Genomic DNA, 19,267 nt, shown 5'->3' with positions numbered 1-19,267 from the left:
CAAAAAATACTATGTCTGAAAACGCTTATAAATTTGATATACCCAAACATCACAAGTCCATCATAAAGGTGATTGGAGTTGGTGGCGGAGGGAGCAACGCTGTTAATCACATGTTTAGCCAGGGTATTAAAGATGTTGAATTTGTAGTTTGTAACACAGATTCACAAGCCCTGAAAACAAGTTCTGTTCCAGGTAAAATACAGATAGGGGTTAACCTTACCGAAGGACTGGGGGCAGGAGCCAACCCTGAAGTAGGTAAAAATGCTGCTCTAGAGAGTAAAGAAGATATTAGAGACCTGTTAGGAAATGATACTAAAATGGTATTTATTACAGCAGGTATGGGAGGTGGTACCGGAACCGGAGCTGCTCCTGTAATCGCCAAAATAGCTAAAGAAATGGATATCCTTACGGTGGGTATCGTTACGGCTCCATTTGGTTTTGAAGGAAAGAAAAAGGCTAATCAGGCTGAAGCGGGGATCAACTCTCTAAAAGAAAGTTGTGATACCGTGCTGGTAATTCTTAATGATAAACTGAGAGAAATCTATGGAAATCTCTCTATCGGTACTGCATTTGCTCAGGCTGATAACGTGTTAACTACCGCAGCTAAAGGTATTGCAGAAATAATTACGGTGGCTGGCTATGTTAACGTTGACTTTCAAGATGTGCGCACTGTAATGCACAATGCAGGTGCCGCAGTAATGGGGTCTGCAGAAACTAAAGGAGAAAACAGAGCTAGAAAAGCGGCTGAAGAAGCTTTAGCTTCACCTCTGTTGGATAACAAAGACATTCATGGAGCACAGAAAATATTGCTTTCTATTATTTCTGGTGAGCAGGCTGAGCTACAAATGGATGAGCTTACTGAAATTACCGAGTACATTCAGGAAGAAGCTGGAGATGATGCTGAGGTGATATTCGGCCATGGTGTAGATCCTGATTTAGGAGATAGCATTAGAGTAACTGTAATTGCAACGGGGTTCGACCATGATCATGCCTACTTGCCAAAGAATAGAGAAAAAAAGCAGCAGGAGGAAGGGTCGGCTCGTAAGGTATATGATTTAGATGCTAATAAGCAGATAAACATGTTTGATAATGATAATTCTGTAAATCATAATTCAGGAGAAATTACTAAGCGCAATATCAATAATGGTAATGATGCTTCATCTTTTGATAATAAATTTTCAGAACCAAATAGAAGCTACTCTTTTACTAGTCCCGTAAATTCTGATTTTAATGATGATGACGGTGACGATGGCCTATTTTCTGAGTTAGAAGATGAGTTCGAGTTCATGCAGGAAGGTGATGGCTCTGATCAGCTTATTAATGATGATGGTATGATGGATCTCAACAAGAGCACTAAAGACGTTATGCGTAAAAAGGCTCAGGAAAGAATAGATCGATTGAAAGGGCTTAATAGAAATGAGATGAATGCCGATGAATTTAAAGAGAAGCTGGATGTGCCTGCTTATCTTAGAAAAGACATCAGACTGCAAAATGTACCTCATTCTTCTGAGCCTCATGTATCTAAATATAACCTGAATGATGATAATCAGATTTTAGGTAATAATAGATTTCTTCATGACAATGTAGATTAAAAAATTGATTGACATATACAGCAGAGCCGGCTTGCTTCCAATTTTGTAGTGGTTGTTGGTTGTAAATTATAGGTCGGCGCTGTAGTGTCATTTTTTAAGCTAAGCCTTCTGGTGTTAAACAGGAGGTTTCTTGCCCTAATTAAAAGCGGGGTGAGAACAGGCAAAAAATAAGGCCGCTTCTTTTAAAAAACGGCCTTGTTTTTTATCTTAATTATATAATCAAAGTAAAGAAAGTCCCATCTTTTCAGCTACCTCGTTGAGGTCAGCTACCACTTTAGGGTTGAGAGGTATACCATCAGTTTTTCTTTTAGCTTCAGCTTCTCTCTCAGGGTCACCAGGAATAAGTACTGTCTTACCTTCTACAGCCTTCGTGTCTCTAAATCTGCTTATCCAGTTATCCATATGATGTTTGAACTCTTCCGCTGGTCTAAAAGCATCTATACGCATTGCTCCGAGAAAATGCCCAAGCCCTTCTCCTACAGGATCTTTGGCCAGTGGTAAAAAGCTCACAAAAGGAGGTGCCCATGGGCCATAGTTGGCTCCTGAAAATACTGCTGAAAAAATATCTACAATAGAACCCAGGGCGTAACCTTTATGGCTGCCGTGTTCCCTGTCGCTGCCTAGTGGAAGTAAAGCTCCACCGTCTTTAAGCTCAAAAGGATTAGTGGAATTATTACCCTCTTTGTTCTGAATCCAGCCTACAGGGGCATCTTTTTCTTGTCTTTGCAAAATTTCAAGCTTACCATTTGCTGCAGTAGTAGTGGCCATATCGGCAACAAACATAGGTTGTTTGGCAGTGGGTATGGCCACAGCTATTGGGTTAGTGCCTAGCATGCGTTCGGTAGCAAAGGTAGGTGCTACTAGTGGACTGGCATTAGTCATAGCCATTCCCACCATATCTTTTTCTGCTGCCAGCATGGCATGATAGCCAGCTATACCAAAGTGATTTGAATTTTTAACACTCACCCAGCCTGTACCTACTTGCTCGGCCTTTTTCATGGCTATTTCCATAGCTTTAATGGCTACTATTAGTCCCAGACCTCCGTCTCCATCTATTACTGCAGTGCTTGGCGTTTCATGAACTATCGTTACCTCTGGCGTTGGGTTAATTCTCCCTGCTTCCCAAAGTCTTACATAACCCGTTAATCGGGCCACACCATGTGAGTCTATGCCGCGTAAGTCAGCTTTGAGTAATACGTCTGTGGCTTTTTCAGCATCTTCAGCGCTGCATCCCATTTTTAGAAATACAGCCTCTGTAAATTCTCTTAATTTGCTTTCAGAATATATGTTATCCTCCATAGTTCGCAAATTTAAGGCATATCATGCAAGTATTGTGAGATCAGACGGTTAAAATAGCTTAAGATAGCTCATACAGTGCCCCCTCCTTAAGGGAGTAAGTAGAAACTTTCAACTTATTAAATACACTCTTCCTTAATAACCAGTTAATTACACAAGAAGCTACCACTATCATATCTACTCGCATCTCTATCATGCCCGGAATGTTCATACGCTCATCACGGTTTTTAATGAGTAATTCTTTATGAATATTTTCGTAAGCCTGCAAGGTTAGAGGTAGTTCGCTTGAGGTTTCTGCAAAAGCTATATTTTTGCTTCTGCAATATATCTCACTCAGCGTGTCAAAGGTGCCGGAGGAGCCTACCAAGGTTGTTGGTGTGTGTGTTTCAATAGCTTCAAGCAAAGGGGCTAGTTGCTTGTCAAGATATGATTCCAGATCACTGATCTCTTCTTCAGTTATGGGGTCGTTTTTATGAAATTGATCTAAAAGTCTTTGGGCTCCTACTTCAAAGCTTCTTTTCCAAAGCATTTCTTTTTCTGTGCCAATGATAAATTCAATACTGCCGCCTCCTATGTCCATGATCAAACAAGGGGCACTGCCTAGCTTTACCGCTGCTTTTACCCCTGAAAAAATTAGTGAAGCCTCTTCATCTCCTGAAATAATCTGAATGTCTATTCCTGTAACTTCTTTTATCTGCAGCTTAATTTCTTCCCCATTCTTAGCATTTCTGAAAGCACTGGTAGCGAAAGCGCGTATATCAGTCACTTCATATTTTTGAATGGTTTCAGAAAAACTCTTAAGTACTTTAGTGGCACGCAGTACAGCATCATCCATGATCATACCATTGCTAATACCTCCTTTTCCAATTCGTACCGGAGTCTTTATTGAATATAAAATATTAAAAGAACCATTACTTAACTCAGCTATAAGTAGATGAAAAGTGTTAGTTCCGCAATCAATGATGGCTACTTTGTTCATATATAATAAAAATTTGTTCGAAGTTAAGTAAACTCTATTGGCTCTTACTCTTTTATGACGGGAAAATGTATTCTAAGCAAGTTTATCCATATCAATTTCTTTATATTTGATATAGACTAACTCATGAAAAATGGACGAAAAGAAATCAAAAAAGCCTGTTTACACTCTGCCTACTAACAAGGAAAAGTATGCCTTACTAAAAGAGAAAGAAAAAGAAGCACTTTTAGGAGGGGGAGAAGATAGAATTCAGACCCAGCATGATAAAGGGAAGCTCACCGCTCGAGAGAGAATACACTTGCTGTTAGATGAAGGCTCTTTTGAGGAGATCGGTAAGTTTGTAATGCATCGCTGTAAAGATTTTGGTCTAGATCAGCAATATTACCCTGGTGATGGTGTGATTACGGGTTATGGCACTGTAAATGGCCGGCTAGTATATGTCTTTTCGCAAGATTTCACAGTCTTTGGCGGCTCTTTATCAGAAACACATGCTGAGAAAATAGTGAAGTTAATGGACTTAGCTATGCAAAACGGAGCTCCTATAATTGGATTGAATGATTCAGGTGGAGCCAGGATACAGGAAGGAGTGGTGTCACTAGCAGGATACGCTGATATTTTCTTTAAAAACACCATGGCCTCTGGGGTTATTCCTCAGATTTCTGCCATAATGGGGCCATGTGCCGGAGGAGCAGTGTACTCACCAGCCATAACAGATTTTATTTTTATGGTGGAAAACACCTCTTATATGTTTGTAACGGGGCCTAATGTAGTTAAAACCGTAACTCAGGAGAATGTAACAGCAGAGGAGCTAGGTGGGGCTAGTGCCCATAGCACTAAAAGTGGAGTAACGCATTTTGCCTGTGCCAATGAAGCCGTTTGTATAAATGAGATAAAAAAACTGCTATCTTATGTTCCTCAAAACTGTGAGGAAGATGCACCTGTATATCCATATGAAGTGAAGGAAGATGAAACAGTGGCTAAGCTGAATGATCTTATTCCAGATAATCCTAATAAACCCTATGACATGAAGGAAGTCATCAATGGTATTGTAGATGCAGATAGCTTTTTAGAAGTGCATGAAAATTTTGCTGAAAATATAGTAGTAGGCATGGCACGGATAGGAGGGCGTAGTATTGGTGTAGTGGGAAATCAGCCGGCCTCATTGGCGGGAGTGTTAGATATAAATGCCAGTACCAAAGGCGCTCGTTTTGTTCGGTTTTGTGATTGTTTTAATATCCCCTTGTTGGTACTGGAAGACGTACCCGGCTTTTTACCAGGTACTGATCAGGAGTGGAACGGCATAATCACGAATGGAGCCAAACTTCTATATGCATTCAGTGAAGCTACAGTTCCACGTATTACCGTTATTACCAGAAAAGCCTATGGTGGGGCTTATGATGTAATGAACTCTAAACACATAGGCGCAGATATGAACTATGCTTGGCCTATGGCAGAAATAGCTGTAATGGGAGCCAAAGGTGCCGCAGAAATTATATTTAGAAAAGAAATAAGTGCCGCTGATGACCCAGAAGTTAAGCTTCAGGAGAAAATTGATGAATATACCGGTAAGTTTGCTAACCCTTATCGTGCTGCACATCGTGGATATATTGATGAAGTGATTCTGCCTGAAGATACCAGGTCTAAGCTGATCAGAGCATTTAAAATGTTAGAGAATAAAGTAGCCACTTTGCCTAGGAAAAAGCATGGCAATATACCGTTGTAAATGAAAAAAGTAGCAATTATTACCGGTTCCAGTGGGGGTATTGGACGAGCATGCGCTATAGCATTAAAAGCTGAATATGAATTGGCCCTATTGTCACGGTCAGAAAAAGTGATGATGCTGGCTGAAGAGTTAGGAGCCTTAGGGGTTCAAGGATCTGTTACTGAAAAAAGTGATCTCAAAAAGCTAGTTAATCTCACTATGGGAAAATTCGGAAGAATTGATAGCGTGGTGAATAATACAGGGCATCCGGCAGGAGGAAGTCTTTTAGAGATTTCTGAGGAAGAGTGGCATCATGGCTTAAACCTGGTTTTATTAAATGTGGCAAAAATGGCAGCTTTAGTTACGCCTATTATGAAAAAGCAAGGATCAGGCGTCTATGTTAATATTTCTACATTTGCTGCTACGGAGCCTTCTGCGGCATTTCCTGTTTCTTCTGTTTTAAGAGCAGGATTAGCTAATTATGCTAAACTTTATGCTGATGAATTTGCTGTTAATAATATAAGAATGAATAATGTACTGCCTGGTTATATTAATAGCTTTAAAGCAACTGCAGAAATAGTAAATAAAATACCTATGAAAAGGCAGGGGCTTATGGAAGAAGTGGCAAAAACAGTGAAATTTTTACTTTCGGATGATGCTGCATATATCACCGGGCAAAATATAAAAGTAGATGGAGGCCTTACAAGGTCTGTTATATAAATAAAAACAAAGAATGGATAATAAGAGTAAATCATTTTTAGAGAAGTACTTAAACAATTCTTCACCTACTGGTTTTGAGTCATCAGGTCAGGAAATATGGTTAGAATACATAAAACCCTATATCGATGAGTATTTCACAGATACTTATGGTTCTGTGGTAGGTGTAATAAATCCTTCAGCTAAATATAAGGTCGTAATAGAGGCTCATGCCGATGAAATTTCGTGGTTTGTTAACTATATTAATGATGAGGGGTATATCTACGTGCAGAGAAACGGAGGATCTGATCATCAGATAGCACCTTCTAAGAGAGTAAATATTCATACTGAAAATGGCATTGTGAAAGGTGTTTTCGGCTGGCCTGCTATACATGTTAGAAATAAAGAAAACGAAGAAAAACCTACTTTGAAAAATATTATAGTTGATATTGGCTGTAATAATAAAGAAGAGGTGGAAGAGCTGGGTGTTCATGTAGGAAGTGTTATGACTTTCGATGATGAACTAATGGAGCTAGGAAAGGACTTTTTGGTAGGCCGAGCGCTAGATAACCGCATGGGTGGCTATATGATAGCCGAAGTGGCAAGAAGGCTGAAGGAAAATAAAAAGGAGCTTCCTTTTGGCTTGTACATCGTTAATGCTGTACAGGAAGAGGTAGGTCTTAGAGGGGCACAAATGATTGCTGAGAGGATAAAGCCGAATTTGGCTATAGTTACAGATGTTTGTCATGAAACTACGTCACCACTATATGATCGTATTAAAAATGGATTACAAAAGGCTGGTGATGGCCCAGTGCTCACTTATGGCCCTGCAGTGCACAATAATGTGCTGAAGCTTATCATTGAATCTGCTGAAAAAAATGATATCCCTTTCCAAAGGGCAGCGGCTTCTAGGGCTACGGGTACGGATACTGATGCTTTTGCTTATTCTAATGAAGGTGTGGCTTCTGCTTTAATATCGCTGCCTCTGAAATACATGCATACTACCGTGGAAACTGTTCATAGAGCTGATGTAGAAAATGTAATCCAGCTTATATACCAATTCTTGTTAAATGTTCAAGATGGTCAGGATTTTCGATACATAAAATAAAAAACATTACCTCCCAATTAGAGAATTAAAATCTCTAATTGGGAATATTTCACTTTTTAACTCTTCTAAAAACCCCTTTTATTACGCGTTAAAGATGTTTTCATGATTGGCACTGGCTTTGGTTATTGGGTAAGAGTCCAACTAGTAAAGAATTATGAAAATATTAAAATCTACAACTCTGTTGACAGCATTTATGCTGGTAGCGTTCTTCGGAACCACTCGTGCACAAGGACGGCCAATTCATGAGATTCACTCGATGATGATTTATAACTTCATCAAGTATATCCAATGGCCAAGTTCAGATCAGTCCCAAAATTTTGTTATTGCTGTAATAGGTGATGATGAGGTGTATAACACGTTGAATACGTGGTATGGCGGCAAGTTACGTGGTAACAAAAAATTTGTCGTAAAGAAATTTAATAGTCCTTCTGAAATTTCATCTTGCCACATCTTGTACGTGGCTAAGGGAAGTAGCAAAGACTTCGACGAAATCAGAGGTAAATTGTCTAATAGCTCTACACTTATAATTACAGATAAACCGGGCTTAGGGCAAAAAGGTAGCGGAATCAATTTTAGAACTGTAAATAACAAATTGGCTTTCGAATTGAACCAAAAAGTTATTGAGCAGTCTCAATTAAAAGTTTCAGGTCAGTTGTCAAGCATGGCAATCTTGATATAGCTGATTAAGGATAATCATTTTTTAAGTTAATCAAGGATAATCATTTTTTAAACTTATTGGTATCATTAGCCTTATTCTCAATATATCATTGTATTAGTGCTATGTAACATTGCAAAAGGAACTTTGCAGGTGTAAAAAAAATGCGATTGATATAACTAGGTGGACTAATTGAGTTTATTAAAGCTAAAGGTGGTAAAAGCTAAAAGCTTTTACCACCGTGATACCAAATTTTTTTAACTTGTCCACCAGAGTCTGATTGAAGCTTGTTAGGCTTATTTTTTAATATAACTAGTGTTGCCCTAACTTTGTAATATGCAAAGTTATGCAATAAAAGAGCTTAATGATCATATGGGTAATGAGGGGAAGGGGCCTCATTGCCCGAAGATCATATCCCTAGTGCCCTCCATCACAGAACTTCTCTTTAACTTAGAACTTCAAGATCAAATAATAGGTGTTACTAAATTTTGTGTACACCCCAAAGAGCTTACTAAGTCTATTCCCAAAATAGGAGGAACAAAGAACTTTAAGTTTGATGTTATTGATGAACTCACTCCTGACTTAATTATTGGCAATAAAGAAGAGAACTATAAAGAAGGAATAGAACTCCTTCAAACTAAATACTCACTTTTACTTACTGATATCAAGAGCATTCCAGAGGCTATTGAAATGATCAGAGATATAGGTGCTATTACCGGCAGGGCAAGACGGGCACAAAGTATTATTGATAAGATCAATAATGGGCTGGAGAGTCTCCATAAAAGGGAGGCTAAAAGAGTACTTTATCTGATTTGGAGAAAACCATATATGGCTGTGGGAGGAGATACCTATATTAATAACGTGCTAGAGACTTTAGGATTGAAAAATGTGCTTAAAGAAGTGCCAAGGTATCCTGAATTATCTTTGGAGGAAATTAATGAGCTTAAGCCTGATTTGATATTGCTATCTTCAGAGCCATTTCCTTTTAAAGAAAAGCATAAAAGAGAACTTGAAAGGGTAAGTGCTCTTTCAAATATTCATCTGGTAGATGGTGAAATGTTCTCTTGGTATGGATCTAGAATAATCCAAGCTCTCTCTTATTTCAATTCTTTACAATTCTAATATTTCGAAACCTGCTTTTTTTACATCCTCCCAATAGCTTGGGTATGATTTGTTTACCACAGAAGGATCATTGATCGTAATGTCAAAATGAGTAGCTAAAGGAGCAAAAGCCATAGCCATCCTATGATCATGGTAGGTGTCAAACTCAGGGGTGCTTAATTTTGAAGGTTCAGTGGCTGGAATTAATGTCCACTGGCTGGAATTTTCTGTTAGTTGTCCTCCGAATTTTCCTAATTCATTTTGTAATGCACTAATTCTATCGGTTTCTTTTATCCTTAAGCTATCAAGGCCTGTCATGTGGCACTCTATTCCTTTGATGGCGCAGATTACAGCTACTGTTTGGGCTAAATCAGGACAATGGGTGAAGTCTATGCTGGCCTGTTTTTTATGAGTGCTTTTAGTGAGAACGGCTCCTTCTTCTGTAAAGGTGGTAGTAACACCTAAGTCAGTCATGAAATCTGCCATTTTCCTGTCTCCTTGAATGGAGTTATCCTTGAGGTCTGTTAGTACTATCTGGGCTTCGTCTGAAAGGGCGACAAAGCTATACCAATAGCTGGCAGCTGACCAGTCGGGCTCTACTGTGTATTGGTTTGGTTGATATTGTTGTGGCGTTATAATAATGCTGCTTCCTTCCCAGCTGGCAGTTACACCAAAAGACTTCATTACAGCTAGCGTCATATCAATGTATGGCTTGCTCCCTATTTCTCCAATGAGCTGTATTTCAAGGCCCTGAGGTAATATTGGGGCAATCATTAATAAGGCGGATATGTATTGGCTACTGATATTACCAGGAACTTCCAGTCGATCAGTAACCTGATTCTCTATTTTATTTACTTTAATAGGAGGGTACCCTTCATTCTTTAAATAAGTAATATTAGCGCCAAGCTTACTTAGTGCATCTACTAATACCTTTATTGGCCTTTCCTGCATTCTGGGTGTGCCGGTTAATATCTTTTCGGTTTGAGTAACAGCTGAAAAAGCAGTTAGAAATCTCATTGTGGTTCCGGCATCCAGCACATCCCAGGTTGCATCGTTAGAGGCTAGTAGACGCAGCATGGTTTGAGTATCTCTGGCCTCTGAAATATTTTTAATGTCAGACTGTGATTTGCATAGCGCATCTATGATTAAAGCCCGATTAGCAATGCTTTTTGATGCTGGCAATGATATAGTAGTAGGCTGTAGTTTGTTATGTTTTTTTATTGAGATTTTTTTTATGTCCACGATTCGAAATATTAATGTAACAATTGGCTTAAGTCAGCGTTTTTAAAAATGGCATTATTTATGACATTATACTAAGAAAAAACAACAGTTTTAAGAAAATGAAAAACAGAAGAAGGTTGGCTTTAGCTTTAAGTTTATCTGTAGGCGCTCTTTTAACAGTAGCTTCTGCAGGAAGGGGAAGAAATACTTTACCCACCAGATCATCCGATTTAAAATCTTCACAAAGAAAGATTGCTGATATAAATGATGATATAGAAGCATATTATATTTAAAGGTTATTATAGTATATAATAGCCTCATTAGCTTCTGTATTTGATATGCTTATATCCCAATTAGCTTCTCCCACTTTTTGAAGTAGAGAAGCCATTACTCTATTTTCCTTATTTTTCTTATCCTGAACGAGGTATTGATTGATGCCTTCGAGGTCAGCTTCTAGAATATTAAGTTTATCAAATATGCTTAGGATATAGGTTTCTATTTCCTGAAGTTCTTCTTTGTTTATGTATCCACGTTTTAGGCTTAAGTAGCTCTCGCAAATCATTCCTGCCGCTACAGCCTCTCCATGTAACACCGCTCTATTATTATTGAGTAAATAACTTTCAATAGCATGGCCAATAGTATGACCAAAATTTAGAATTTTTCTCAAACCAGATTCTAAAGGGTCGTTGTCTACTACGCCCGATTTTATTTTCACAGAGTGTTTCACACATTCCGTCCAGTCGATATTAGGGAAGGCATGTGTTTGTAACTTGCTCCATCCGTTTTTATCAGCAATGAGATGGTGTTTGATCACCTCAGCAAAACCTGAGCGAAGTTCATTTGCAGGGAGTGTTTTTAAGAAAAAATGATCGATAATAACTGCAACAGGGTCTTTAAATAGGCCAATATGATTTTTGTACCCATTGAAGTCTATCCCTAACTTTCCTCCTACGCTGGCATCTACCTGAGATAGTAAAGTTGTGGGGATGTTAATAAAATCTATGCCCCTTTTGTACGTGCTGGCACAAAAGCCGCCCATATCACCAATAACCCCTCCTCCTAGATTAATAAATAATGATTTACGATCAAAGGCAGTAGCAGTAAGTTCCTGCCATATTAAGGTGCAGGTATCAAGAGTTTTATGGCTTTCTCCACTGCTTATTTCAATGAGTAAATGCTGCGGAAGGTGAGCTTCCAGTAGAGGGTAACAGTGAGCTTTGGTATTTTCATCTACTAGAACAGCTATTTTATTATAGCTGCTGGTATTGAGAAGGTTTATCAATTCTTCCGCCGCTTTCTCTGTGAATTTTATGCTTTCACTTATTTCCACGAATAAACTTTTTGATGATTTGAAATTATTAACAGAATTTTGGGTAGCTACCTAGCCATTTTACAGTGATGTTAGGATCTTGCATAATTACTTTCACTTTTTCATCGTCCTTATGCCCTTCAAATTCTACTAAGAACCAATATTTGAAGCCTTTCCCCTCTTTTGCCGGGTAGCTTTCTATTTTAGTGAGGTTAATGCTGTTTTCATGAAAACTCTGAAGGAATGAGGCTAGACTACCTGGTTCATTGTCGTTAGATAGCTTTACAAGAATTGTAGTCTTGTCATTTCCGCTAGATACATTATTGAAGTTTTTACTAATGATCAAAAAGCGGGTATAGTTGTCAGGGCTATCTTCAATGTTTTGAAATAAAATGGGCAGATGATACATTTTAGCCGCGATATGAGAGCATATGGCCGCGGAATTTTCTTCTGCAGAAGCTAGTTTGGAGGCTTTGGAGGTAGACTCTACTGGTATAAGCTCTACACTTTTGTCAAAATATTCATCTACAAATTTACCACACTGTTTAAAAGCAATGTCTTTAGAGTATACTTTTTTGATGGTTTTTATATTCTCATTTTTTGAAGCAAATGAAAACTGGATAGGCATAGGTACCTCAGCTACTATGTTAATGTCATATTCACAAAGAACATTAATTGTATCGCTAACCATGCCTTGCTGATTATTTTCAATAGGGATGATTCCAAACCTTACGCGCTCGGTATTTACTGCCTCAAAGACCGATTGAATGGTTTTAAGGCTAATATATTCGCCCATGGCACCAAATCGGGCTTCTGCTGCCTGGTGAGTAAAGCTACCTTCAGGCCCTAAGTATGCAACTTTTTCCGGTAGCTCGATATTTCGGCTAACAGCAAAAATTTCAAGAAATATGGCTTCAATCGCTCCTTTATCTAACATTCCCTTGCTGTCAGAGGTTAGTCTATCTATGATGGCTTTTTCTCTTTCTGGGCGGTAGATACTCGCGTTGGTGGTTTTTTTAATATGACCTATTGTTTTCACGAGTTCCATACGTTCATTAAGTAGCTTTAAAAGCTGATGATCTATGGAGTCTATTTTGTCTCTGAGTTCGTCTATGTTTACAACTTGTTTCATCGCGGAATAAAGATATTTAAAAATTGAAAGAAGAGAGAGCTAAATGATTAATATTATATATTCGCACAATTATTCATTACTATGCAATTAAAATCTAACATATCTTTTAACGATACGGCAGTAGCATTTCAGTCTAAATCTGATAAGGCATTGGCTAAGGCCAACTTTGTATTTTCAGTGGTAAATAATCCACACATATCTAAGATTTCTATGGTGGCAGTAAAAGCAGCACTTGCGATGCGCTTGCCAATAAAATGGATTATTAAGAGAACAGTGTTCGAACATTTTTGTGGAGGAGAAACTATTCAGGATAGTTTAAAATCGATAAAAGAATTAAATGAGTATAATGTAGGTTCTATTCTTGATTATTCGGTTGAAGGTGTTGATACTACTAGCAATTATGAGAAGGTGAAAAAGCAGATTATAGATACTATAGTTACTGCTTCTAAAACGGAAGGTATTCCGTTTAGCGTGTTTAAAGTGACAGGTATAGGTTCTACATCTGCTTTGAGAAAGAGACAATCAAAGGAAAAATTTAATAAGAAGGATCATAGTAATTATGAGAAGTTAAAGGGTAGGGTAGAAGATATCTGTGAGGCAGCCTATCAACATAATGTTCCTATCTTGATTGATGCCGAGGAATCATGGATACAGGATTCTATTGATGAGTTAGTATATGAAATGATGGCCAAGTATAATAAGGAAAAGGCGATAGTGTTTAATACCTATCAGTTATATAGGTCAGATATGCTTGGCAATTTGAAAAAAGCATTTCATGATGCTGCTATGGGTAATTATCACCTAGGAGCCAAGCTGGTGAGAGGTGCCTATATGGAAAAGGAAAGAGAAAGAGCCGAAGATAAGGGGTACAAGAGTCCTATCCATGCTAATAAAGATGCGGTGGATAAGGATTATAATGAAGCACTTTCTTTTTGCATGGATAATAAACAGCGAATAAGCTTTATGTGTGGATCTCATAATGAGTACAGTAACCTTTACCTTACCTTGCTAATGGAAAAGCATGGTATGAAAAATGACGATCCTAGGGTTTTCTTTGCTCAGCTGTACGGTATGAGTGATAATATCTCATTTAACTTGGCGCAAGCAGGGTATAATGTGGGTAAATATTTGCCTTATGGCCCAGTGAGAGCGGTTATGCCCTATTTGTTTAGAAGGGCTACTGAAAACACATCAGTAGAAGGGCAAAGTAGTAGAGAGCTTACATTAATAAGGGCTGAAATGAAGAGAAGAAGAGAATTGAAAAAAGATAATTAAAGAAGGGCTTCACCTTACAATCAACAGATTGTAAGGTGAAGCCCTAGATGTATTATTTGTTAGTGATTACAAACTCCACCCGTCTGTTTTTAACCCTACCAGTTTCTGATTGATTAGAAGCAATAGGATTAGCTTCTCCATAACCTAAAGAAGAAACTCTTTTCTTTTTTATCCCTTCCTTTAAAAGATAATTCATTACAGATTTCGCGCGGTCTTCAGATAACTTTTGATTGTAGCTTTTAGAGCCTATAGAACAGGTATGGCCATCTAGCTGAATAGTTACTTTTGGGTTTTCTTCCATGAACCTAATGACCTTGTTTAATTGTGGTATTGATTCATCTCGTAAGGTAGCTTTGTCAAAGTCGAAATAGATATTGTCTAAAGGCACCCTTTCTCCCACTTCTATGGGAGTCATGTGTAATACATACTCTAATGTATCACTTTCATATACTCTAGTTAGATCTATCTGGTGAGTATCTACAGATAGGAATTGGCTAGCTTTAGCGAAAATTTCATAGGCATACCCCTTTGGAATTATGAAGTCAAAGATTCCGCTATTATCTGTGGAAGGACGCCATTCGGCTATATCCATGCTTTTGTTATAAACTACTAATTTGGCTTCAGGTATTAGTTCTTGTGTGTTTTTATTGATGACTTTAACATTTATCTCTACAGTAGGGTCTGGGAGTTCATAAGCAGGTAGTTCCAGTTTATATATATCTGCATCTTCTCCGTTGCCTCTGGTGTAATAGGCATATTTGCTGTCATATGCCAAGTGAAAGAATATTTCGTCATCAGCAGAGTTAATGTACGGTCCCAGGTTTTCTGGCGTACTCCAGTTGGTCCATGTGTCATCAAGTCTTCTGGATACATATACATCACTACCCCCAAAACCTAGATGGCCTTTAGATGAGAAATATAATGTTTTACCATCAGCTGCCAAAAAAGGGGAGGACTCTTCGTCTATAGTATTTATAGTGCTGCCAAGATTCTTAGGAGTAGACCAGTGTCCATTTTCTTGCTTGAAGCTAACGTATAGATCACGGCCACCTATGCTAATTCTTCTTTGAACAGACATAATGATAATTTGTTGGTTAATCCCCAAATAGTAATTAGCAAAAGGAGAGAAATTTTCCTCATTTTCGATAATGACTGGTTCTATACCAGAAAGCCCTTCTTTAGTTTGGGTAGCAATGGAAAGACCTTGAGTCATTTTGTTTTTTAAGTAACGGTTTCCTAACAAAAGGACATAACCATCACCTTTGGGTGTGACGCTGCAAATAAAATTGGGTCCCTTGTTATTAAGGCTAGTTCCTATATTTTTTGCTTTCAACCATTCACCGTCACTGTTTTTTTCTGAAAACCATATATCTTCCAAGTCATTTGCCCCTCCAATATTTTCAGGGTCCCCTACACGACTGAAAAACATGGTTTTACCATCGGGTGTAAGTAGCGGTTTTAGATCTTTGTAAGGGCTGTTGATGCTATCACTTAACTTTTGAGCTTGAACAGACTTATAAATGCCATCTGCAATTTTCATATCTATTCTTATAGGCGTCTGGGAGTCTGATATTGCAATTGCGTCAATTCCATTATAACCAGGTACAGTCTTCCCGTTGATTTCTACCTTTACTGCTGTTACCTTATAAGGGGTTAGATCAGTGAAAATATTGAGGATTCTGCCTTTTAGAGGGATGCTTCTAGGAGTAAACTCGTTAATAAAGTGCTCCTTGCCGCTTTCATCATAAGCGTAGACTTTCCATATTGCTGTAGGGTTAATAGATTCGGCAATGGCTATTTGCTGAATCTGTATGGCCTCAGCAAAACCTACTTTAATGTAGTCTACCTTGTCCGTTTTTTGCGGAGTCCAAGCCCGGCTAGAGCCCTGGCTGCCAGGATAAATGTCTGGTTCTCCTAGAATTTGACTCGCCTTATATGATTCTCCTGCCAATTGGGCCAGGTGAATAGGTGTCTTTCTTTCAGATGAAAATTCAATAACTTTAGATGCCCATAGTGTTTTTTGAGCATTGGCCTGGCTAGTAAGAACTAGACATGTAATGAGTATATAAATAAAATGTTTGATCATTATTAATATCTTGATTTGGCCGGGGCTAGATCTGCGAAATGCATAGATAAATGAACTTCGTATGTGCCTATGCCTCGATCATTATATCTTAGAGAAGAGTTATTGAAGTCGTAACTGAAGGCTACTTTAAATGCAGAGGTTTCAAATTCTGTCAGAAAAATAAATGAATCCTCTATTCTATACCATCCACCTATTCTAGCGATCACATACTTGAATTGCCCCCCTGTATTCGATCCTAACTTATAGCTTAAATAGGAACCCAGATTATGCTGCCATTCTTTATCTTGTTGTGAACTGAATATGTTGGCTGAGATTGTTGCCTTCTGAGATAGGTTAAATACAATACCTCCGTGATATTTATAAAGTAAAGGTAGTCTGTTGTTATCTTCCTCATATAAAGATTCATTAGGGTGATTCATATGTGCAACAGAGAATCCTGAGTTTATACTTTTGATGATTTTTCTCCCTTCTTGAATAGGGTTATGAAACCAGAATATTCCAGAATTTATGTCCAAAAATGTTCTTGGATCAAAAGTCTCACCATCAGAAGGAGTAGTAGAGGGATCAAATCCAAGAAAAGGGGTGTACTGCTCCCCCCATTGTAAACCATCAGAGTCAATTCTTTTGTTAATTATACCTGCTTGTAAACCAAATGAAATCTGATTAACATATTGTTTATCTAGCGGAAGGTTATAAGCAAAGCTGGCATTAGCACCAGTAGTCTTAAAGTTTTTATTTTCTCCTGCTACATCATTATATACAGAAACACCAAAACCACCTATATGTCCAAAAGGCTTAGTGTGCTTTGATTCGTAATAAGGTAAAATCAAAGAAACCTGACTTGTGGTGTAGGGGAAGTTTAAACTTCTCCACTGTGACCTGTGCGAAACACCAATCGTAAAGTTCTCTTCAAACCCTGCCAAGGCGGGGTTAAGATATAAGGAAGTATTATAAAACTGAGAGAATACAGCGTCTTGAGCCTGAAGGTTATAATTAAAGCCTACTATGCAAACAACTATTAAACAACAAACTCTTACTTTTTCGCGAAACTCTTGGTTATTTGGCCAGTGTAATTGTACCTGTTTTTTCAAAAGATTCTCCATTTTCAAATTGTCCGCGAACTATATAAGTAAATACATTATTTTCTTGCTCTTCTCCTTTAGAACTACCTTTCCACCCTGTTGCTTGTGCCTCAGTAAGGTTATTAGTTCTATAAACTACTGATCCCCATCGGTTGTAGATTTGGAAGGTGAAATTTTTATCTAAGATATTCTCTCCATATACTTTTACTACCTGGTTCTCAGGGTTGGAAGCATTTGGACTGAATACATTAGGTATATAGAGAACATTGCCAGATCTAACTTTGATTAGCATGCTCTCTGTAGCGGTACATACCTCATTTTTAACATCGAGCACTACATTATACTCTCCTTTTTCTGAATAAGTATAAGTAACTACAGGCTCATTGCTGTTATTCGAATTCCCAAAGTCCCAAGTATAATTTGCCTGGCCTTGGTCATTAGCCTTGAAAGTGTATTCTATGCCTGGTATATAAAGTCCTTCCACAGGCTCGGGAGAAACGGTAAAACCAGCAACTGCATTATATATTTTAACAGTTTTAGTGGCAGTAGCTTTTGGTGTACATCCATTAGCTGCTTCAACATTAAAAGTTATTTCTTTGCCTTCGTCTTCCTTAGCGGGTGTATATGTAGCAGATATTCCGTTTACTTCAAGGAGTCCTGCTCCTCCTATTTTTGACCAATTGGCCGTATTAGCAGTGCCAGTTCCTGTTAGGGTTAAAGAGACTTTTCCATTGTTATAACAGAAAGCATCAGGAGTATTTATGGCGATTGACAAGGGATCTTCCTTCTTTACCTCAACAGTGTAATCAATAGCTTTTGAACAATTATCATCACCTACTGCAGTAAAGTGGTATGATCCTACAGGAAGTATTAGGTTAGCCGTAGTACTGTTGGATGTGAATGTTTTATTTGAACCACCATCATTATAGGTTAGACTATATGGAGCAGTTCCTGAAAAAGAAATACTTATAGTAGCATCTGTTCCAGAGCAAATCGTTTTCGTGGTAGGTAAAGTAGAAACATTAGGAAGTGTGTAATTATTAACGGTAGCTGAACCAGACACCTTAGCATAAAAGCCATTATCGTCGAGTACAGAGACTAATGAGTATTGCCCTGTTTCTGTTACTTTAAAAGTATATGGTGAACTTGTTACAGTTTCAGTGTGAGTGACACTGTTTATTTTGTAAATGACTTCCCAAGGAGCTTTACCTTCTAATCCTATAGAAAGTGTAGTAGATTCACCCGGACATGTTGTAGCAGTTCCTGCTATAGAAGCGTTTAGTTCAGGGCAGATACTGTTGGCCGTTATGGCTAACTTACCACTTCCTCCTGAGCTGGCATATAACCAATCGAAATTAGATGATGCCCCAAAAATATTAGCGTTTTGATTATTAGCACCTTTACCTACTTGTACTATGAAGTCAGTAGCCAGGTTCTGAAATGTAATTGGTTCAGTAGGTCTATTCTTATTGTATAGCTTAGATTCGGTTGTATTCAGTTGAAAATATTGCCATTGGTCAGTAACGGATTTAGGTTGACCTAAAGAAGCATTAGGGGTGTTATGAGTGGTAGCATCCAGTTGTAAAACCATATGCCACTCTGAACCTACAGGATTTACTCCATAGCCATTTTTTGACAGTTTTAATCTACCATATAAAAAGCCTTGATTACCCTTTATAAGTAGCTGTCCTTCAATAAAGCTGAAATTGGTAACTGTACCGGCCGGTAGCTGATAGAATAAATCCGAAATGGCCAAAGTATAGTTGTCACTTCCTTCAAAGGAAGATGCACTGTATAATTTATCTCCTATATTTATTTCTCCACAACTTAACATCTTTGTAGGGTCGGGAGTTTGTGCCTTCAACATAATAGTTGAACTGACAAAAATGCAAAAGGCGAAGATTCTTAAAAGCCGTAATTGTATCTTCATATTGTAATGGTTTTACTAGTTAGTAATCACATAGTTAAATAAATAACAAAACACTATAGACAAAAGTTGTTACTATTTTATGACCTAAATCGTTTAAATGATTTAT

Annotated in this window: 16 protein-coding genes; 8 read left to right on the top strand and 8 right to left on the bottom strand. The window is 38.0% G+C overall.

Annotated elements, in window-relative coordinates:
* Positions 1 to 11 precede the first annotated feature (11 nt).
* Positions 12 to 1,592: a cell division protein FtsZ gene (gene ftsZ / locus JL102_RS10460; protein ID WP_202244344.1), complete on the top strand. Its 1,581-nt coding sequence runs from the start codon at positions 12 to 14 to the stop codon at positions 1,590 to 1,592.
* Positions 1,593 to 1,811: 219 nt separating this feature from the next.
* Here ftsZ and JL102_RS10455 read toward each other — a convergent pair whose 3' ends face one another.
* The gene (locus tag JL102_RS10455) at positions 1,812 to 2,891 is read right to left on the bottom strand and encodes an Ldh family oxidoreductase (RefSeq protein WP_202244343.1); all 1,080 of its coding nucleotides are present in this window, start codon (positions 2,889 to 2,891) and stop codon (positions 1,812 to 1,814) included.
* Between the two features lie 58 nt (positions 2,892 to 2,949).
* Positions 2,950 to 3,867: a Ppx/GppA phosphatase family protein gene (locus tag JL102_RS10450; RefSeq protein WP_202244342.1), complete on the bottom strand. Its 918-nt coding sequence runs from the start codon at positions 3,865 to 3,867 to the stop codon at positions 2,950 to 2,952.
* Between the two features lie 130 nt (positions 3,868 to 3,997).
* Between JL102_RS10450 and JL102_RS10445 the strand changes: the two genes are divergently transcribed.
* From JL102_RS10445 to JL102_RS10425, 5 genes are all read left to right on the top strand, one after another.
* Positions 3,998 to 5,587, top strand: a complete 1,590-nt coding sequence (locus tag JL102_RS10445; RefSeq protein WP_202244341.1) for an acyl-CoA carboxylase subunit beta — start codon at positions 3,998 to 4,000, stop codon at positions 5,585 to 5,587.
* Positions 5,588 to 6,286, top strand: a complete 699-nt coding sequence (locus tag JL102_RS10440; RefSeq protein WP_202244340.1) for an SDR family oxidoreductase — start codon at positions 5,588 to 5,590, stop codon at positions 6,284 to 6,286.
* 13 nt (positions 6,287 to 6,299) lie between these two features.
* Positions 6,300 to 7,370, top strand: coding sequence for a M42 family metallopeptidase (locus JL102_RS10435; protein WP_202244339.1), 1,071 nt, complete (start codon positions 6,300 to 6,302; stop codon positions 7,368 to 7,370).
* Between the two features lie 154 nt (positions 7,371 to 7,524).
* Positions 7,525 to 8,049, top strand: a complete 525-nt coding sequence (locus JL102_RS10430) for a YfiR family protein (RefSeq protein WP_202244338.1) — start codon at positions 7,525 to 7,527, stop codon at positions 8,047 to 8,049.
* 312 nt (positions 8,050 to 8,361) lie between these two features.
* Positions 8,362 to 9,147, top strand: a complete 786-nt coding sequence (locus tag JL102_RS10425; protein ID WP_202244337.1) for a helical backbone metal receptor — start codon at positions 8,362 to 8,364, stop codon at positions 9,145 to 9,147.
* Here JL102_RS10425 and aroA read toward each other — a convergent pair.
* Positions 9,136 to 10,368, bottom strand: coding sequence for a 3-phosphoshikimate 1-carboxyvinyltransferase (gene aroA / locus JL102_RS10420; RefSeq protein WP_317191633.1), 1,233 nt, complete (start codon positions 10,366 to 10,368; stop codon positions 9,136 to 9,138). The genes JL102_RS10425 and aroA overlap by 12 nt on opposite strands.
* Positions 10,369 to 10,466: 98 nt before the next feature.
* Here aroA and JL102_RS10415 point away from each other — a divergent pair, with 98 nt between their 5' ends.
* Positions 10,467 to 10,640, top strand: coding sequence for a hypothetical protein (locus JL102_RS10415; protein ID WP_202244336.1), 174 nt, complete (start codon positions 10,467 to 10,469; stop codon positions 10,638 to 10,640).
* Here JL102_RS10415 and aroB read toward each other — a convergent pair.
* Complete coding sequence (gene aroB / locus JL102_RS10410) at positions 10,637 to 11,677, bottom strand: 3-dehydroquinate synthase (RefSeq protein WP_317191632.1); 1,041 nt, start codon at positions 11,675 to 11,677, stop codon at positions 10,637 to 10,639. The genes JL102_RS10415 and aroB overlap by 4 nt on opposite strands.
* 28 nt (positions 11,678 to 11,705) lie before the next feature.
* On the bottom strand, positions 11,706 to 12,788 hold the full coding sequence (gene pheA / locus JL102_RS10405; RefSeq protein ID WP_202244335.1) for a prephenate dehydratase: 1,083 nt from the start codon (positions 12,786 to 12,788) through the stop codon (positions 11,706 to 11,708).
* A gap of 81 nt (positions 12,789 to 12,869) precedes the next feature.
* Here pheA and JL102_RS10400 point away from each other — a divergent pair, with 81 nt between their 5' ends.
* On the top strand, positions 12,870 to 14,063 hold the full coding sequence (locus JL102_RS10400; RefSeq protein ID WP_202244334.1) for a proline dehydrogenase family protein: 1,194 nt from the start codon (positions 12,870 to 12,872) through the stop codon (positions 14,061 to 14,063).
* A 52-nt stretch (positions 14,064 to 14,115) separates the two neighbouring features.
* On the opposite strand, the gene JL102_RS10395 is transcribed toward JL102_RS10400, so the two are convergent.
* From JL102_RS10395 to JL102_RS10385, 3 genes are read right to left on the bottom strand one after another with little or no spacing between them, the layout of a single operon-like run.
* A complete protein-coding gene (locus JL102_RS10395) occupies positions 14,116 to 16,149 on the bottom strand; it encodes an OmpA family protein (protein ID WP_202244333.1) in 2,034 nt (677 codons plus the stop codon).
* 2 nt (positions 16,150 to 16,151) lie between these two features.
* A complete protein-coding gene (locus tag JL102_RS10390; protein WP_202244332.1) occupies positions 16,152 to 17,240 on the bottom strand; it encodes a PorP/SprF family type IX secretion system membrane protein in 1,089 nt (362 codons plus the stop codon).
* Positions 17,206 to 19,161: a T9SS type B sorting domain-containing protein gene (locus tag JL102_RS10385; RefSeq protein WP_202244331.1), complete on the bottom strand. Its 1,956-nt coding sequence runs from the start codon at positions 19,159 to 19,161 to the stop codon at positions 17,206 to 17,208. The genes JL102_RS10390 and JL102_RS10385 overlap by 35 nt, the downstream gene beginning before the upstream one ends.
* Positions 19,162 to 19,267: the final 106 nt, after the last annotated feature.

Origin of the sequence: Fulvivirga sediminis (assembly GCF_016757215.1) — a bacterium.
Classification (GTDB): domain Bacteria; phylum Bacteroidota; class Bacteroidia; order Cytophagales; family Cyclobacteriaceae; genus Fulvivirga; species Fulvivirga sediminis.
This window is presented reverse-complemented; position numbering and strand designations above follow the sequence as displayed.

Excerpts from the sequence above, each read along its gene's own strand:
- ftsZ (WP_202244344.1), top strand. The coding sequence starts at position 12 with ATGTCTGAAAACGCTTATAAATTTGATATACCCAAACATCACAAGTCC.
- JL102_RS10455 (WP_202244343.1), bottom strand. The coding sequence starts at position 2,891 with ATGGAGGATAACATATATTCTGAAAGCAAATTAAGAGAATTTACAGAG.
- JL102_RS10450 (WP_202244342.1), bottom strand. The coding sequence starts at position 3,867 with ATGAACAAAGTAGCCATCATTGATTGCGGAACTAACACTTTTCATCTA.
- JL102_RS10445 (WP_202244341.1), top strand. The coding sequence starts at position 3,998 with ATGGACGAAAAGAAATCAAAAAAGCCTGTTTACACTCTGCCTACTAAC.
- JL102_RS10440 (WP_202244340.1), top strand. The coding sequence starts at position 5,588 with ATGAAAAAAGTAGCAATTATTACCGGTTCCAGTGGGGGTATTGGACGA.
- JL102_RS10435 (WP_202244339.1), top strand. The coding sequence starts at position 6,300 with ATGGATAATAAGAGTAAATCATTTTTAGAGAAGTACTTAAACAATTCT.
- JL102_RS10430 (WP_202244338.1), top strand. The coding sequence starts at position 7,525 with ATGAAAATATTAAAATCTACAACTCTGTTGACAGCATTTATGCTGGTA.
- JL102_RS10425 (WP_202244337.1), top strand. The coding sequence starts at position 8,362 with ATGCAAAGTTATGCAATAAAAGAGCTTAATGATCATATGGGTAATGAG.
- JL102_RS10415 (WP_202244336.1), top strand. The coding sequence starts at position 10,467 with ATGAAAAACAGAAGAAGGTTGGCTTTAGCTTTAAGTTTATCTGTAGGC.
- pheA (WP_202244335.1), bottom strand. The coding sequence starts at position 12,788 with ATGAAACAAGTTGTAAACATAGACGAACTCAGAGACAAAATAGACTCC.
- JL102_RS10400 (WP_202244334.1), top strand. The coding sequence starts at position 12,870 with ATGCAATTAAAATCTAACATATCTTTTAACGATACGGCAGTAGCATTT.
- JL102_RS10395 (WP_202244333.1), bottom strand. The coding sequence starts at position 16,149 with ATGATCAAACATTTTATTTATATACTCATTACATGTCTAGTTCTTACT.
- JL102_RS10385 (WP_202244331.1), bottom strand. The coding sequence starts at position 19,161 with ATGAAGATACAATTACGGCTTTTAAGAATCTTCGCCTTTTGCATTTTT.